12 protein-coding genes are annotated in these 16,334 nt (G+C 67.8%); 9 read left to right on the top strand and 3 right to left on the bottom strand.

What is annotated here, in order from left to right:
• Positions 1–54: 54 nt before the first annotated feature.
• Positions 55–1,911: a hypothetical protein gene (locus tag AC07OD_RS08230; protein WP_494596078.1), complete on the top strand. Its 1,857-nt coding sequence runs from the start codon at positions 55–57 to the stop codon at positions 1,909–1,911.
• 131 nt (positions 1,912–2,042) lie between these two features.
• Here the strand turns inward: AC07OD_RS08230 and AC07OD_RS08225 are convergent, their stop codons facing one another.
• Positions 2,043–2,888 carry a MurR/RpiR family transcriptional regulator gene (locus tag AC07OD_RS08225; RefSeq protein WP_218293328.1) on the bottom strand — a complete coding sequence of 282 codons (846 nt, stop codon included), beginning with the start codon at positions 2,886–2,888 and terminating at the stop codon, positions 2,043–2,045.
• 286 nt (positions 2,889–3,174) lie between these two features.
• On the opposite strand from AC07OD_RS08225, the gene AC07OD_RS08220 reads away from it, so the two are divergent.
• The 4 genes from AC07OD_RS08220 to tal are packed head-to-tail and all read left to right on the top strand — an operon-like array spanning position 3,175 to position 8,530.
• Positions 3,175–4,203 (top strand): ABC transporter substrate-binding protein, encoded by a 1,029-nt coding sequence (locus tag AC07OD_RS08220; protein WP_218340423.1) that lies wholly within the window; start codon positions 3,175–3,177, stop codon positions 4,201–4,203.
• Positions 4,204–4,206: 3 nt separating this feature from the next.
• The gene (locus AC07OD_RS08215) at positions 4,207–6,465 is read left to right on the top strand and encodes an ABC transporter permease (protein ID WP_494596076.1); all 2,259 of its coding nucleotides are present in this window, start codon (positions 4,207–4,209) and stop codon (positions 6,463–6,465) included.
• A 24-nt stretch (positions 6,466–6,489) separates the two neighbouring features.
• Entirely contained in the window at positions 6,490–7,572 is a 1,083-nt protein-coding gene (locus AC07OD_RS08210) for an ABC transporter ATP-binding protein (protein ID WP_494596074.1), read from the top strand.
• Between the two features lie 7 nt (positions 7,573–7,579).
• Positions 7,580–8,530 carry a transaldolase gene (tal, locus tag AC07OD_RS08205; protein ID WP_218340421.1) on the top strand — a complete coding sequence of 317 codons (951 nt, stop codon included), beginning with the start codon at positions 7,580–7,582 and terminating at the stop codon, positions 8,528–8,530.
• Between the two features lie 817 nt (positions 8,531–9,347).
• Here the strand turns inward: tal and AC07OD_RS08200 are convergent.
• Positions 9,348–10,742, bottom strand: coding sequence for a sensor histidine kinase (locus AC07OD_RS08200; RefSeq protein WP_218293333.1), 1,395 nt, complete (start codon positions 10,740–10,742; stop codon positions 9,348–9,350).
• A gap of 153 nt (positions 10,743–10,895) precedes the next feature.
• Complete coding sequence (locus AC07OD_RS08195) at positions 10,896–11,609, bottom strand: response regulator transcription factor (RefSeq protein WP_218293334.1); 714 nt, start codon at positions 11,607–11,609, stop codon at positions 10,896–10,898.
• 238 nt (positions 11,610–11,847) lie between these two features.
• On the opposite strand from AC07OD_RS08195, the gene AC07OD_RS08190 reads away from it, so the two are divergent.
• The 4 genes from AC07OD_RS08190 (at position 11,848) to AC07OD_RS08175 (ending at position 16,326) form a co-directional block, all read left to right on the top strand.
• Complete coding sequence (locus AC07OD_RS08190) at positions 11,848–13,098, top strand: ABC transporter substrate-binding protein (protein WP_218293335.1); 1,251 nt, start codon at positions 11,848–11,850, stop codon at positions 13,096–13,098.
• Between the two features lie 24 nt (positions 13,099–13,122).
• Entirely contained in the window at positions 13,123–14,310 is a 1,188-nt protein-coding gene (locus AC07OD_RS08185) for a carbohydrate porin (protein WP_255591227.1), read from the top strand.
• 275 nt (positions 14,311–14,585) lie between these two features.
• A complete protein-coding gene (locus tag AC07OD_RS08180; protein ID WP_492244372.1) occupies positions 14,586–15,467 on the top strand; it encodes a carbohydrate ABC transporter permease in 882 nt (293 codons plus the stop codon).
• Positions 15,457–16,326 carry a carbohydrate ABC transporter permease gene (locus AC07OD_RS08175; protein WP_218340419.1) on the top strand — a complete coding sequence of 290 codons (870 nt, stop codon included), beginning with the start codon at positions 15,457–15,459 and terminating at the stop codon, positions 16,324–16,326. The genes AC07OD_RS08180 and AC07OD_RS08175 overlap by 11 nt, the downstream gene beginning before the upstream one ends.
• Positions 16,327–16,334 lie beyond the last annotated feature (8 nt).

The following is a 16,334-nucleotide window of genomic DNA, read 5'->3' as shown; positions in this document are numbered from 1 at the left end:
TACCGCGTCCCTTTGGGGAAACCGGCCTCGTCCACCCCTTTCTTTTCTGAATCCATGCTCGCTCTCATGCTTGCGACGCGCCTGCGCTCTGCGCGCCGCATTGTTTTTCAACAATTGACCGTGCTCTGGCGGTCGCCCTGGTTGCGCGGCGGCCGGGGCCTTCTCCATGCCGTGGTTGCTGTGCTGGCCGTTGCCTCCCTGGCGCATGCAGCGCCCGCCCATGCCGCCACGGAGATCCGCACGCTGATCGACAGCGACAACAACCCCGCGACCGGCTGTACCGTCGCCACTCCGGGCGGGGCCTTCGGGGGCGTGGATCAGGTTGCCATCACCCGCATCGACCTGCTGGCGGCCGAGCCGGTGGGGGATGTCGCCCGAGAGGTCTGCCAGAGCGGAGTGCTGGTGGCCGACCCCAGCTTCGTGCCCAGCGCGCCTTTGCACTGGCCTCTGGGTGTCGCTGCCGCCGGCATGCACACGGACGTTGTCGAAAGTTATGCACAGCTGGTGAGTGCGGCGGCGTCCGGCGTGCGGCTCGGATTCGTCGCCAGCACCACCGACGGCAGCGCGCCGCCCAGCGCCCTGTTGTCGGCTGATGGCAGCGGCGGTTCGCCGATCCATCTGGCCGCGGCGGCGGCAGCTGCCGTGGCCGTGCCCGCACTGGGCGGGGCCGGCCTGCTGCTGGTGGCCTGTGCGCTGGTCTTTGCCACCTACCGCTTTGCCCGCGTTCGCCGCTATGCGGCCACCGGCGCCACCTTGTGCCTGTTGCTCGTGGTGAGCCTGGCCTGGGCCGCGATCGTGCGCGACGGGTCGCCGTCGGACTGGGGCGGTACGCCGCCCGTGGCGACGGCTTCCACCACCGGCCCGCACCAGATCGCGGCCGTCTACGCGCGGCTGGAAGGCAGCACCCTGCAGCTGCGCTATGACCTGGACCTCGGCGTGCGGGACGGCGCGCCGCTGGACGATGGGCCGTTCGCCGCCACCGTGGGTGCCCCGCTGTCCGTGCCCGCACCGGGCCTGCTGTCCAACGATGCGCCTGGTTCCCCGCCGTTGCAGGTCCGCGAGTTCCGCGTGCAAGGCGCGGTCTCCAACACGCCGGCGGGCGGGGTGGTCGCGTTCGCGGGCAACTCGCTGACGGTGGCGGCGGATGGTGGATTCACCGTGGGGCCGCCCACGCTCCCCGGCACCTACCGCTTCGAGTACCGCGCGCACAACCGGCTGACCCCCGGAGGGTGGGGCGTGGCGACGGTCGAGGTGGCGGCTGCCAACGTCTGCGGCGACGGGGTGCGCACCGGCGCCGAGGTCTGCGATGACGGCAATGCCGTCACGGAGACCAGCTGTCCCTATGGCACCGTGTCCTGCACCACCTGCAACGCCACCTGCACGGCAACGCTGAGCCTGACCGGCCAGTTTTGTGGCGACGGCGCTCGCAACGGCGCCGAGGTCTGCGACGACGGCAACAACGTGACGGAGACCAGCTGCCCGGACGGCACGGCCACCTGCCAGGCATGCAACGCCACCTGCACGGCGACGCTGAACCTCACGGGCGCCTTCTGCGGCGACGGCATACGCAACGGCGCCGAGGTCTGCGACGACGGCAACAACGTGACGGAAACCAGCTGTCCGGACGGCACCGCCACCTGCATGAGGTGCAACGCCACCTGCACGGCGACGCTGAGCCTCACGGGCGCCTTCTGCGGCGACGGCATACGCAACGGCGCCGAGGTCTGTGACGACGGCAACAACGTGACGGAGACCAGCTGCCCCTATGGCAGCGCTTCCTGCATGGCCTGCAACGCCTCCTGCACGGCGCCGTTGAGCCTGACGGGCGGGTACTGTGGTGACGGGGTCGTCAACGGCGGGGAGGTCTGTGATGGCACTCCGGGCTGTTCGGCCATGTGCACGCCGCTGTAGCGGCAGCCATCCGGGCACCGGCCGGTACAGAGGGTGTGCCGTCGGCGCGGCCGGGCCGGCGGTGGCCGGCGGTTCTGGGCACGCAGGGGCCGATGTCCCGAGGGTGGCGGATCCTGCGGGCGGCAGGGCGCCTACGCGTAGCGCTTGGCGCGGAGGTTTTCCTTCATCTGCTGCAGGATGGGCTGCAGCGAGCTGCCGATGCGCAGCGCCACGCAGGTCGCCAGCACGTCGATGATCAGCAGGTGCATCAGACGCGACACCATCGGGCTGTAGCGGTCGTAGCCCTCGGGGTGGTCGGCGGCCAGGTGGATCTGGCAGGTGCTGGCCAGGGGCGAGCCGCTGGCCGTGATGACGATGGTGGTCGCGCCGTTCCTGCGCGCGATGTCCGCCGCGTCCATCAGGTCGCGCGTGCGGCCCGAGTTGGAGATGATCACCGCGCAGTCGCCCGGGCCCAGCAAGGTGGCGCTCATCACCTGCATGTGGCCGTCGCTGCTGGCGATGGAGGTGACGCCCAGGCGGAAGAACTTGTGCTGGGCGTCCTGCGCAACGATGCCCGAATTGCCCACGCCGTAGAACTCGATGCGCTTGCCCGTCTTCCAGGTCGCGGCAATCGCCTCGGCCGCGCGTTCGATGGCCACGGTGCTGGCCGCGTTGCGGTACTGCAGGAAGGCGGCCACCGCGTTGTCGACGACCTTCACCAGCACGTCGCCCGTCTTGTCATCCGCATCCACGCTGCGGTGGATGAAGGGCACGCCCTCGCTCACGCTGCCCGCGAGCTTGAGCTTGAAATCGGCCAGCCCGTCATAGCCCATGCTGCGGCAAAAGCGCACCACCGTGGGCTTGCTCACGTGGGCGCGCTCGGCCAGCTCGCGCACGGGCAGCCGTGCGAACGCGCGGGGGTCGGTGAGCACCAGCTTGGCCACCCGCTGTTCGGCGGGGGCCAGCGAGGGCAGGGAGGCGGTGATGCGGTCGAGCATGTCGGTAAAGGCGTGTCAGTGGCGCCGGCAGCCGGGCGGGCCAAGGCGGCGCATCGACGGGGAGCAAGACAGGGCGGGCATGGGCGGGCTCGTGGTCGGCGGCGCCGCCGGGGATGGCGGTGCCGCATGTTCGCCTAATGTAACTTGGTTCCAAACGCCACGGGGAGGGGGCTGGCCCTGCCTTTCATCCTGCTTGCACCATGCCTGCGGGGTTCCCCCCTGACCCGGCCAGGGCCGCGGCAATAGCATCCTTGCATCACGTAATCCCGATACCTAGGAGCCTTTCATGCGCAAACCTCTGCTGAAGAACCTGCTGGCCGGAGCGGCCCTTGCGACCGCGGCCTGCGGCAGCTGGGCCCAGGGCCAGGTCAACATCATCTGTTCGGTGCAGGCCGAGTGGTGCAACCTGATGTCCACGGTGTACGCCAAGACCACCGGCACCAAGGTCAACATGACGGCCAAGGGATCGGGCGAGGCGCTGGCCCAGCTCAATGCCGAGAAGGCCAACCCCAAGACCGACATCTGGTTCGGCGGCACGGGCGACCCGCACCTGCAGGCGGCCGAGCAGGGCCTCACGCTCGAATACAAATCGCCGCAGCTCGCTCAGCTCTACCCCTGGGCGCAGAAGCAGGCCACCGATTCCAAATACCGCACCGTGGGCGTGTACCTGGGCCCGCTGGGTTTCGGCTACAACAAGGAGCTGCTGGCCAAGCGCAAGCTCAACCCGCCGCAGTCGTGGGCCGACCTGCTCAAGCCCGAGTTCAAGGGCGAGGTGCAGATGGCCAACCCGGCCTCCAGCGGCACGGCCTACACCATGATCGCCACGCTGGTGCAGATCATGGGCGAGGAAAAGGCGTTCGAGTACCTCAAGGCCCTGCACCCCAACGTGAGCACCTACACGCGCTCGGGCACGGCGCCGGTCAAGGCCGCGGCGCGGGGCGAGACCACGGTCTCCATCAGTTTCGTGCACGACGTGACCACCGAGGCGGTCAACGGCTTTCCCGTCGGGTCCATCACGCCCTCGGAAGGCACGGGCGCCGAGGTGGGCTCGATGAGCATCGTCAAGAACGGCCCGAACACCGAGGCGGCCAAGAAGTTCTACGAATGGGCGCTCACGCCCGGGGGGCAGCAGTTCGGCCTGGCGGCCAAGCAGTTCCAGCTGCCCAGCAACACGCAGGTGCCCAAGGACCCGCGCATGACCGACCCGGCCAAGATGAAGCTCATCAACTACGACTACGCCAAGTACGGCGCGAGCGCCGAGCGCCGCCGCCTGATCGCGCGCTGGGAAAAAGACGTGCAGAACGCTGCGCGCTGAGGGATGGTGGTGTCGGCAGCAGCCGCGGCGGCGCACGCAACTTTTCGAACCTCAGCGCGAAGCGCCTCGGTCAACCGGCCCCTGTGGGTCTGGTGGGTCGTGGGCGTGCTGGGCTATCTGGCATTTCCCTGGTATGCGCAGCAGGATGCCAACGGCCTGCTCGCGGTGGGACAGGTCTTCAGCAGCGAACAGGCGGCCAACGGGCTGATGCAGGCGGCGTTGTTCGGCCGGTCGTGGCTCTGGCTGGGCCTGGTCGGCTTGGCCGTGGCCGGGCTGGGCGCCTGCCTTCCCGCCGGCCGCACCCAGGGTGCGGTGCTGGCCGCAGGGGGCGCGCTGGGGTTGCTGGCGCTGTTGCTCAGCGGTTTTGCGATTGGCGCACGCGGCTGGGCCTTTGAGTGGATGAACACCAGTCTGGGTGAACTGGGTGCGCGCCAGCCCGGCATGGGTTGGGGCGGGTTTGTGGTGCTCTCTGCGCTGCTGGTGCTGCTGGCGTTTGGCGTCGCGCGGCGCGGCTTCTTCAAGGGCGACCTCTTCGTGGCAGCGGCTGTGCTGGGTTGTGGCAGCCTGCTGGCGCTGTTCATCGTGTTCCCGGTGCTCAAGGCGCTGTCGGCCGCGTTCTTCCTCGAAGACGGCCCATTCTCGCTGGCCGTGGTGTGGGAGCGCATTGCGCACGAGCGCAACTTCGGCCTGTCGTGCCTGGCTGGTGGCCAGCGCTGCGGCGTGGCCTGGAACACGCTGTTCCTGGGGCTGATGACGGCCACCAGCACCACGCTCCTGGGCAGCTTCATGGCGCTGATGGCCGAGCGCGCCTCGCGCCGCTATGCGCGGCCGCTGAACATCGTGGCGCTGCTGCCCATCATCACGCCGCCGTTCGTGGTGGGGCTGGGCCTCATCCTGCTGTTCGGCCGCGCCGGGGTGTTCAACCAGTTTCTCGAATACGCGTTCGGCATCACCCCGTCGCGCTGGTTCTATGGCTGGCTCGGCGTGTGGGTGGCGCAGACTTTTGCCTTCACGCCCATCGCCTTCATGATCATGCGCGGCGTGGTGCAGGGCGTGGCGCCCAGCCTGGAGGAGGCCGCGCAGACCCTGCGCGCCAGCCCGCACCGCACCTTCATGACCGTGACCCTGCCGCTGCTCAAGCCCGGCCTGGCCAACGCATTCCTGGTGGGCTTCATCGAAAGCATGGCCGACTTCGGCAACCCCATCGTGGTGGGCGGGCAGTTCTCGGTGCTCTCCACCGAGATCTTCTTCGCCATCGTGGGCGCGCAATACGACCAGGGGCGTGCGGCGTCGCTGGCCTGGATCCTCACGTTCTTCGCGCTCACCGTGTTCGCCATCCAGCGTGGGCTGCTGGGCAAGCAGAACTTCACCACCGTGTCGGGCAAGGGCGACGCGGGCATCGCCATGCCGTTGCCCGCCGGCGTGCGCCGCGTGGTGCATTCCATCGCGCTGCCGTGGATGGCCTTCACGCTCATCGTCTACCTGTTCGCGCTGGCCGGCGGCTTCGTGCAGACCTGGGGGCGCGATTACACCATCACGCTGGTGCACTTTCGCACCGCGTTCAGCGTGGAGTGGGGCCAGTTCGGCGTGGTGTGGGCGGGCACGGCGTGGAACTCCTTCTTCACCACCGTCAAGCTCGCGGCCATCTCGGCGCCGCTCACGGCCACGCTGGGCATCGGCATCGCCTGGCTGCTGGCGCGCACCGAGTTCCGGGGGCAGGGCGCGTTCGAGTTCGCGGCGCTGCTGGCCTTCGCCATCCCGGGCACGGTGCTGGGCGTGAGCTACATCCTGGCGTTCAACGTGCCGCCGTTCGAGCTCACGGGCACGGCGCTCATCATCGTGCTGTGCTTCATGTTCCGCAACCTGCCGGTGGGCGTGCGGGCGGGCACGGCGGCCTTCAAGCAGCTGGACCGCTCGCTGGACGAGGCCTCCGTCATGCTGCGCGCGGGCAGCGTGCAGACGCTGCGCCACGTGGTGCTGCCGCTGCTCAAGCCCGCGCTGGTCGCGGCGCTGGTGTACAGCTTCGTGCGCGCCATCACCACGGTGAGCGCGGTGATCTTCCTGGTCACGGCCGAAAACGAGCTGGCCACCACCTACATCATCGGCCGCGTGGGCAATGGCGACTATGGCGTGGCACTCGCGTACTGCACGGTGCTCATCCTGCTCATGTCCGCCTCCATCGGCCTGATCCAACTGCTCGTCGGCGAGCGCAAGCTGGGCCGCCGGGGCGCTGCACGCACGGCACCCGCCGCCGCGCACTGACACCTTTCAAAAAGAAGATACGCCATGAACAACAGCGATGCGGGCATCGTGTTCCGCAACATCACCAAACGCTACGGCAGCGACCCGTCCGCGGGCCTGGCGGTCAAAGGCATCAGCTTTGAGGTGCCGCGCGGCACGCTCACCACCATCCTGGGGCCCTCGGGCTGCGGCAAGACCACCACCTTGCGCATGATCGCGGGGCTGGAGTCGCCCACCGCGGGCGAGATCCTCATCGGCGGCAAGGACGTGACCACGCTCGGCCCCGCGCAGCGCAATGTGAGCATGATGTTCCAGAGCTATGCGCTGTTCCCGCACATGAATGTGGCCGAGAACGTGATGTACGGCCTGCGCATGTCGGGGTTCTCCAAGGACGTGGCCCGCGCCAAGGCCGTGGAGGCCCTGCGTGGCGTGGGCCTGGTGGGCTATGACGACCGCCTGCCCAGCGAGCTGTCGGGTGGCCAGCAGCAGCGCGTGGCCCTGGCGCGCGCGCTGGTGCTGGAGCCCGAGGTGCTGCTGTTCGACGAACCCCTGTCCAACCTGGACGCGCGCCTGCGCCGCGAGATGCGCGAGGAAATCCGCGCGCTGCAGCAGCGCCTGTCGCTCACGGTGGCGTATGTCACCCACGACCAGGCTGAGGCCATGGCCGTGAGCGACCAGATCATCGTGATGAAGCAGGGGCTGATTGCGCAGAAGGGCTCGCCGCGCGCGCTGTACGAAACGCCGCACAGCGAATTCGTGGCGGGTTTCATGGGCGAGGCGATGTTGTTCCCGGCTACTGCGCAAGCCGATGGCTCGGTCTTGCTCGGGCCGCTGGCGCTGCGCCCGCGCATGGCGGTGCACGGCGGTTCGGTGAAGGTGGCGGTGCGCCCCGAGGCCTGGCGCATCCACCGCCAGGGCGATGGCCTGTTGCCGGCGCGGCTCGCCAAGTCGGCCTACCTGGGGGCAGTGCACGAATACACCTTCGAGACGGCGCTGGGCGGCATCTTCGTGGTGTCGTCCGACCTGGACGACGTGCTCGCCGTGGGCGAGGACGTGTTGCTGAGCCTGGGCACCCACGGCGTATCGGTGGTTGGTAGTACCGATGGCGCCCTGGCCAATGCGGAATAATGACACCATGACGAACCAACTCGACGCCCTCAAACAGTTCACCACCGTGGTTGCCGACACCGGCGACTTCAAGCAACTGGCGCAGTTCCAGCCCCAGGATGCGACCACCAACCCCTCGCTGATCCTGAAGGCCGTGCAAAAGCCGGAGTACGCACCGCTGCTGCAGGACACCGTGGCGCAGTTCCGGGGCCGCCCGATTCATGAAATCATCGACCGCCTGCTGGTGCGCTTCGGCCGCGAGATCCTGGCCACGATTCCGGGCCGCGTCTCCACCGAGGTGGATGCGCGCCTGAGCTTCGACACCGGCGCCACCGTCGCGCGCGCCGAGCGCATCATCGAGCTGTACCAGGCCGAAGGCATCCACATCGACCGGGTGCTCATCAAGATCGCCTCGACCTGGGAAGGCATCCAGGCCGCCGAGCAGCTCGAGCGCAAGGGCATCCATACCAACCTCACGCTGCTGTTCTCGTTCGCCCAGGCCGTGGCCTGCGGCCAGGCCAAGGTGCAGCTGATCTCGCCGTTCGTGGGCCGCATCTACGACTGGTACAAGAAGCAGGCCGGCGCCAGCTGGGACGAGGCCGCGCGTGCGGGGGCCAACGACCCGGGCGTGCAGTCGGTCACGCAGATCTACAACCACTACAAGCACTTCGGCATCGCCACCGAGGTGATGGGCGCGAGCTTTCGCAACGTGGGCCAGATCACGGCGCTGGCGGGTTGCGACCTGCTCACCATCGCGCCCGACCTGCTGGCCCAGCTGGCGGCCAGCGATGCGCCGCTGCAGCGCGCGCTCGATGCGGACGCAGCGAAGGGGCTGGACCTGCCCGCGGTGAACTATGACGAGGCGGGGTTCCGGTTTGCGCTCAATGAAGATGCCATGGCGACGGAGAAACTGGCGGAAGGCATCCGGGCGTTTGCGGCGGATGCGGTGAAGCTGGAGAAGCTGATCCTGGCGGCTTGAAGTCGGCTTTGAGTGTTTTTGGCGACCGGCGCTTGTGTGGCAAGTGCCGGCCACTATGGTTTTTGTGGCTCTGTAGCTTTTGCTCGTTCGGACTGCGCTTGTAGGCGCCTGGGTTTGTGTGTTGATCTGACTGTGTGCCTGGTTTGAGGGCGGAGGCCGGGATGTCGCCCCGGCGGGCGAGGTACTTGTTCTTTGCTTCGCCAAAGAAAAGTACCCAAAAGAAAGGCGACCCACAGTCTGTGACCCCTGCGCTGCGGGGCAAACCTGCGTCGGTGCGGTTGCGGGGTGCGCCGTGGAACTCGCTTTGCGCCTGCGGCGCGCCGCTCGGACAACCACGGCGAGTCAGAGCACGAGGCATGGGCGCTGCGACGCCCATGCTCACCCCGCAACCGCCCCGCCGCAGGCGCAGCCAGATGGGGGTGGGGAGCGAACAGCCAAACAGCCACACGGGCCTTTGCTTCGCTCGGCCCGGAACGCGCGGGCGCTTCGCGCCGCGACCGCGAGGCCGAGCGCAGCGATGGTCCGAAGGAATGTCCGATTCGTGGGTTTCCTTCTGGATGCGCCTGGGGCGCGCAGCGAGTTCTGCGGTGCACCTCGTGACCGAGCACCCCAGGTTGCCCCGCAGCGCAGCGAAGGGGTCGCAGACAGCAGGGTCGCCTTCTCTTTGGTGACTTTCTCTTGGCGACCCAAGAGAAAGTTACTGCGCCGCCGGGCGCACACCCCGGCCTCCGCCTTCACTCAGGCACTGCGTGAACTATAAAAACAATAGCTGCTAGCGCTTGATAGATAAGCGCCAGGAGCCAAAACACCTAAAAATTCACCCCGCAGGCAAGCGCATCCCCACCCGCAATCCCCTCGGTACCACCCCCTCGGCCACCGTCCGGCCCCCATGCCGCAGCGCGATCTCCTCCACGATCGACAGCCCCAGCCCGCACCCGCCCGCCTTGTCCGACCCCCGCCAGAACCGCGCGAACAGATCGCCCAGGTGCTCGGCCGGCACGCCGGGCCCGTCGTCCTCCACCACCAGCAGGGCCCAGCGCCCGGGCTCCTCGCGGCCCACGCGCACCGTCACGGTGGCGCCTTCGCCCGCGTAGTGCAGCGCGTTGTCGATGAGGTTGTTGAGCGCCTCGCGCAGCAGCAGCGGGTGGCCCTGCACCGCCAGCTGGTCGTCGCCCTCATAGCCCAGGTCCATGCCCTGCGCCAGGGCGCGGGCCGCCCATTCGCGGGCCACCTCGCGCGCGAGCGCCGCCAGGTCGATGGACTGCATCTCCACGTTCGATTCCGAGCGCGCCAGCTGCAGCAGCTGGTGCACCAGGTGGGCGCTGCGCTGCGCGGCCGACAGCACCTTGTGCAGCCGCTCCTGCACCGCGGGCTCATGGCTCTCGTGCAGCGCCAGCTCGGTCTGGCCGATGAGCCCCGCCAGCGGCGTGCGCAGCTGGTGCGCGGCATCGTTGAGGAAGCGCTTTTCCTTTTGCTGTCCGCGAGCCACGGTCTCCAGCAGCCGGTTGATGGTGCTGGCCAGCGAATGCACCTCCTGGGGGGCCGAGGTCAGCTCGATGGGCGGCAGGGGCGTGGTGCCCGCCTGGGGCCGGGCGCCGGCCTGCTCGATCTGGGCCTCCAGGCGCTTGAGCGGCTGCAGGCCGCGCAGCACGCCCGCGTAGACCACCGCGCTCAGCGCCAGCCCCATCAGCCCCATCGGGAACACCATCTGCTCCAGCAGCTCCTGCGCGATGCGTTCGCGCACCGTGAGGCTCTGGGCCACCTGCACGCGCAGGGTCTGCCGTGTCTGGGGCGTGCCGTAGTCCACATCGAGCAGCGCCACGCGCACGGGGCGGTCGTCCACCCGCGCGTGGTAGAGGTACGGATCGCCCACGCGCACCTCCACCGGCGGCGGCGCGGGCAGCTGGGCATTGCCCAGCAGGAAGCGGCCGGGCGGGGACGACACCATGTAGGTGATGCGGTCGGCCGGGTCCTGCTCCAGGATGTCCTGCGCGGCCTTGGGGAAATCCACCAGCAGCCCGTCGCCGATGGGCTTGATCTGCCGCGCCAGCGCGCGCACTGACTGGGTCAGCGTCTGGTCGATGCCCTTTTCGCCGTTCTGCAGCGCGATGCGCCACGCCAGGAAACCGCCCGACAGCCACAGCACGAGCTGGGGCAGCAGCAGCCACAGCAGCAGCTTGCGCTGCAGGGAGACCCCCGGGACCTGCCGCATGTCAGTGGTGGCCCAGTGCAGGCCGTATGAAACTGGCGCGGCCGATGCCAGGGCCGCCGCGCAAGGGCCGCCCCGCCGCGCTGGCGGCGGCGTCCCCCTTCCCGCGCGCAGCGCGAGAGAAGGGGGAAGGCGCGCAGCGCCTCAGGGGGTTGTTCATGGTTTCGCCAGCATGTAGCCCAGGCCCCGGATGTTGCGGATGTTCAGCGGCGATGGGTCGAGCTTCTTGCGCAGCCGGTGCACGTAGACCTCCAGCGCATTGGAGTTCAGCGGCGCGGCGGTCTGCCCGGGCTCGGGCGGGCTGGCGCGCCAGGCGGCCAGCACGTCGTCGCGCGTGACCACCTCGCCGCAGCGGTTCACGAGCAGCTCCAGCAGCTCCCATTCGCGCTGGGTGAGGTCCAGCGGCTCGCCGTCGAGGGCCGCGCTGTGGCTGGCGTGGTCCAGCGCCAGGGGGCCGATGGTGGTGCCGGGGCCCCCGGCGCTGCTCGCCTGGGTGAACGCCGGTTGCCGCGCGCGGCGCAGCATGGCCTGCAGGCGGGCCTGCAGCTCCTGCATGTTGAAGGGTTTTGTGATGTAGTCATCGGCCCCGGCGTTGAGGCCCAGCACGCGGTCCTCCACGCCGTCGCGCGCGGTGAGAATCAGCACCGGCAGGCCGGCGATGTGGGTGCGCGCCCAGGTCAGCAGCTCCATGCCGTCGGCGCCCGGCAGGCCCAGGTCCAGGATGATGCCGTCCACCGCCTGCGCCTGCAAAAGGGCGGTGGCCTCGGCCACGCTCGACGCCGTGCAGACGCCGAACTCCAGCTGCTGCAGTTGCCCGGTCAGCGCGTCCAGCAACAGGGCATCATCTTCGACTATCAGTATCGTGGCCATGGGATTGAGCATAACAAAGCGGCCTGCGCGGCCGCGCCGGTCCGCCTGCCCGGGGTGGCGCGGGGGTGGGCCTGCGCGCCGCACGTAATCCGGTAACAGGGTGGAGCCCTGGCGGAGAAAGCACACCCCGGGAAAGTCCTGATATGTTCATTAATTATTGTAATTAAAGTACCGACTGCGCTGAACGGCACCGGTCTGCTGCGCACCAAACGGATTCAAACATCGAGGAGACAAGGGTATGTGGAAGATGACAAAGATCGCCGCAGTGGCGGTGGGCCTGGCGGCAGCGATGTCCGCCAGCGCGGGGGAGGTCGAGGTCCTGCATTACTGGACTTCGGGCGGCGAGGCCAAGTCGGTGGCCGAGCTCAAGAAGATCATGCAGGCCAAGGGCCACACCTGGCGTGATTTCGCCGTGGCCGGCGGCGGCGGCGACAGCGCCATGACCGTGCTCAAGAGCCGCGTGATCTCGGGCAACCCGCCTTCGGCCGCGCAGACCAAGGGCCCGGCCATCCAGGAGTGGGCCTCCGAAGGCGTGCTGGCCAACATGGACGCCCTGGCCAAGGCCGAGAAGTGGGACGAGCTGCTGCCCAAGGTGGTCGCCGACGTCATGAAGTACAAGGGCGCCTACGTGGCGGCCCCCGTCAACGTGCACCGGGTCAACTGGATGTGGGGCAGCTCCGAGGCCCTGAAGAAGGCCGGCGTGGCCGCCATGCCCAAGACCTGGGACGAGTTCTTCGCCGCCGCCGACAAGCTCAAGGCCGCGGGCCTGGTGCCCGTGGCCCACGGGGGCCAGAACTGGCAGGATTTCACCACCTTCGAATCGGTGGTGCTGGGTGTCGGTGGTCCCAAGTTCTACCAGGACGCCCTGGTCAAGCTTGACGACAAGGCCATCAACAGCGACACCATGAAGAAGTCGCTCGAGACCTTCCGCCGCATCAAGTCGTACACCGACCCCGGAGCACCCGGCCGCGACTGGAACCTGGCCACGGCCATGCTGATCCAGGGCAAGGCGGGCTTCCAGCTCATGGGTGACTGGGCCAAGGGCGAGTTCCTGGCGGCCAACAAGGCGCCGGGCAAGGACTTCCTGTGCGCCGCGGCGCCGGGCACGACCACGTCGTTCACCTTCAACGTGGACTCGTTCATCCTGTTCAAGCTCAAGGATGCCGCTGCCCAGAAGGCGCAGAGCGACCTGGCCAGTTCCATCATGAGCCCCGAATTCCAGGAGGTGTTCAACCTCAACAAGGGCTCCATCCCGGTGCGCGCCGGCCAGAAGATGGACAAGTTCGACGACTGCGCCAAGGCCTCGGCCAAGGACTTCGCCGACACCGCCAAGAGCGGCAGCCTGCTGCCCAGCGTGGCCCATGGCATGGCGATCGCGCCCGCCACGGAAGGCGCCATCAAGGACGTGGTCAGCCAGTTCTGGAATGACGACAAGGTGAGCGTCGCCGACGCCATGAAGAAGATCGCGACCGCCGCGAAGACCAAATAAACCACCACCACTGAGGGAATCAACATGATGAAAAGAAACCGCCTCACGGCGGTGGCTTTGGCCGCCGCATGCGCGATGAATGGAGCCATGGCACTGGAAGTTGCCGGCTTCGAGATGAACGGTTACTCGCGGGGTGGTCCCGTGTTCAACCACTCCGACGGCGTCAAGGGCAACCTGTCGCTCGGCGGCGAGCTGCAGAAGTTCCGCCTGGGCAACGAGGGCGACAACGGCATCGAAGTCAACTTCGCGCGCGGCTTCGAGACCAACGGCATCAAGTGGAAGGTGAACTACATGCCCGCCAAGTGGGGCAGCGGCGACATCAGCACCGAGCAGGCCTACGTGGAAATGAGCGGCTTCTCGTTCTCGCCCGAGGCCAAGTTCTGGGCCGGCCAGCGCCGCCTGCGGATCCAGGACGTGCACATCGTCGACTACTTCCTGCTCAACTACGGCGACAACATCGGCGCCGGCGTGACCGACGTGCCGATCGGCGGCATGAAGCTGGGTGTGGGCGTGTTCACCGGTGACAAGTTCGACGGCAACCTGCCCAACAACGTCAAGGCGCACCGCATCAACGCCGACCTGTCGGAAATCAACACCAACCCCGGCGGCAAGCTGCGCGTGCTGCTGACGGCCGTGGGCGGCAAGGGCCAGGCCAATGGCGGCTCGGGCTCGGGCGTCTCGCTGATGCACACGCAAAAGGAATTCCTGCTGCCCAGCATCAGCAATACCCTGTACCTGCAGACCTCGCGGGGCCATGCCCGCATCGACGGGGAGTTCGAGGCCATCGACGGCAGCCGGCCCGGCCGGCGCTCCACGCGCATCGCTGACTCCATCAACTGGCAAAGCGGCCCCTTCGGCGGCCAGGCGCTCATTGGCTACCAGACCAACAAGGCCGACCTGACCGGCGTGGAGACCAAGGACTTCTCGCTGGGCGGCCGTGGTTCGTACGCGTTCACGCAGAACTTCAAGATGCTGGCCGAGCTGTCCACCACCACGCGCAAGGGCACGGGCCCCGACCAGCGCCTGTCCAAGGTCACGCTGGCGGGTGCCCTGGCCCTGTCGGAAGATTTCTGGTCGCGCCCCGAGCTGCGCCTGTATGTGACCAAGGCCAACTGGAACCAGGCCGCCGCCGTGGCCAATGCGGCCACCTTCGGTGCCAACGGCAAGACTTCGCGCACGCTGGTGGGTGTGCAGTACGAGGTCTGGTGGTAAGTGATTCCACTTCGGGCCGCAGGGAGGCGCGGCGCGGGGCTTGGCCCGGCGCGGCGGCCCCTGTGGCCCGGACATGGAATGGTGAAGTGAGTTAGCGAGTTAGTCAGAGGTGACTTTGTTCTTTGGGGGGCACTCTGTGCGTGCCCCCCTTTTTTTCATATGCAGGCACATGCCAGAAATTTTTTCGCAGCCATGAAAAATGACCCCCACGCTCCGCCGCCGCGCGGGTCGCTGCCCCCGAGGGGGATGTTTCTTCACCATGGGGTGGACCGGCGATGACCAAGAATACGTTCGAGACATGGTTGCCCAAGCTGGTCGTGACACCGGCTTTTGTTCTGGGCTTTGCGTTCATCTACGGCCTGATGCTGTGGAACGGCGTATTGAGCCTGACCGTTTCGCGCATGCTGCCCAACTACGAGTGGGCGGGCCTGGCGCAGTACGAGCGCCTGTGGGAGATGGACCGCTGGTGGGTGGCCTTGAAGAACCTGGGCATCTTCGGCGTGGGCTACGTGGGCGGGTCCCTGGCCATCGGTGTGGTGCTGGCGGTGCTGCTAGACCAGAAGATTCGCGCCGAGGGCGCGCTGCGCACCATCTACCTGTACCCCATGGCGCTGTCCTTCGTGGTCACGGGCACGGCCTGGAAGTGGCTGCTGAACCCGGGCCTGGGCATCGAAAAAATGGTGCGCGACTGGGGCTTCCCGAACTTTGAATTCGGCTGGCTGGTGGACACCGAGATGGCCATCTACTGCGTGGTGATCGCCGGCATCTGGCAGAGCGCGGGCTTTGCGATGGCGCTGTTCCTCGCGGGCCTGCGCGGCATCGACGACAGCATCATCAAGGCCGCGCAGGTCGATGGCGCATCGCTGCCGCGCATCTACTGGCGCATCGTGCTGCCCGCGCTGCGGCCGGTGTTCTTCTCCACGCTCATGGTGCTGTCGCACCTGGCGATCAAGAGCTTCGACCTGGTGATGGCACTCACGGCCGGTGGCCCCGGCTTTGCCACCGACGTGCCCGCAACGTTCATGTACACCATGTCGTTCTCGCGCGGCCAGATCGGCCTGGGCGCGGCCAGCGCGACCATGATGCTGGCCACCGTGGCGGCGCTGGTCATTCCTTATCTCTACAGCGAACTGCGGACCAAGCCCCATGACCGCTAAGCCTTCTGTATTTCCTTCCGTGGGCCGCCTGCTGGTCTACGCGGTGCTGGCCCTGGCCACCGCCTTTTTCCTGTTGCCGCTGTACGCGATGCTGGTCACGTCTTTCAAGGACGCCGAGGAAATCCGCAGCACGTCGCTGCTGGCCTTGCCCGCCGCGCTGAACTGGTCGGCCTGGGGCACCGCGTGGTCCAGCGCCTGCACCGGCGTGGACTGCAACGGCCTGCGCCCGTTCTTCCTGAACTCGGTGGCCATGGCCGTGCCGGCGGTGCTGATCTCCACCGTGTGGGGCGCGCTCAACGGCTACGTGCTGAGCCTGTGGAAGTTCCGGGGCAGCGATGCGCTGTTCGGCATGCTGCTGTTCGGCGTGTTCATGCCCTTCCAGGTGGTGCTGCTGCCGATGAGCCAGGTGCTCGGCTGGCTGGGCCTGTCGAGCTCCATCACGGGCCTGGTGCTGGTGCACTGCCTGGCGGGCCTGGCCGGCACCACGCTGTTCTTTCGCAACTACTACGCGGCCATTCCGAAAGAGCTGGTGAACGCCGCGCGCATGGACGGCGCGAGCTTCTTCCAGATCTTCTGGCGCATCGTGCTGCCGCTGTCCACGCCCATCATCATGGTCACGCTGATCTGGCAGTTCACCAACATCTGGAACGACTTCCTGTTCGGCGTGGTGTTCTCGGGCACCGACTCCAAGCCGGTGACCGTGGGCCTGAACAACCTGGCCAACACCAGCTCCAGCGTGAAGGCCTACAACGTGGACATGGCGGCCGCCATCATCGCGGGCCTGCCCACGATGGTGATCTATGTGCTGGCCGGTAAGTTTTTTGTGCGCGGGCTCACTGCCGGCGCCGTCAAAGGTTAAGAAGGTAA

It is taken from the genome of Acidovorax sp. GW821-FHT10E03, from assembly GCF_059415205.1.
The sequence above is the reverse complement of the archived record's forward strand: the minus strand, read 5'-3'. Positions and strand labels throughout refer to the sequence as shown.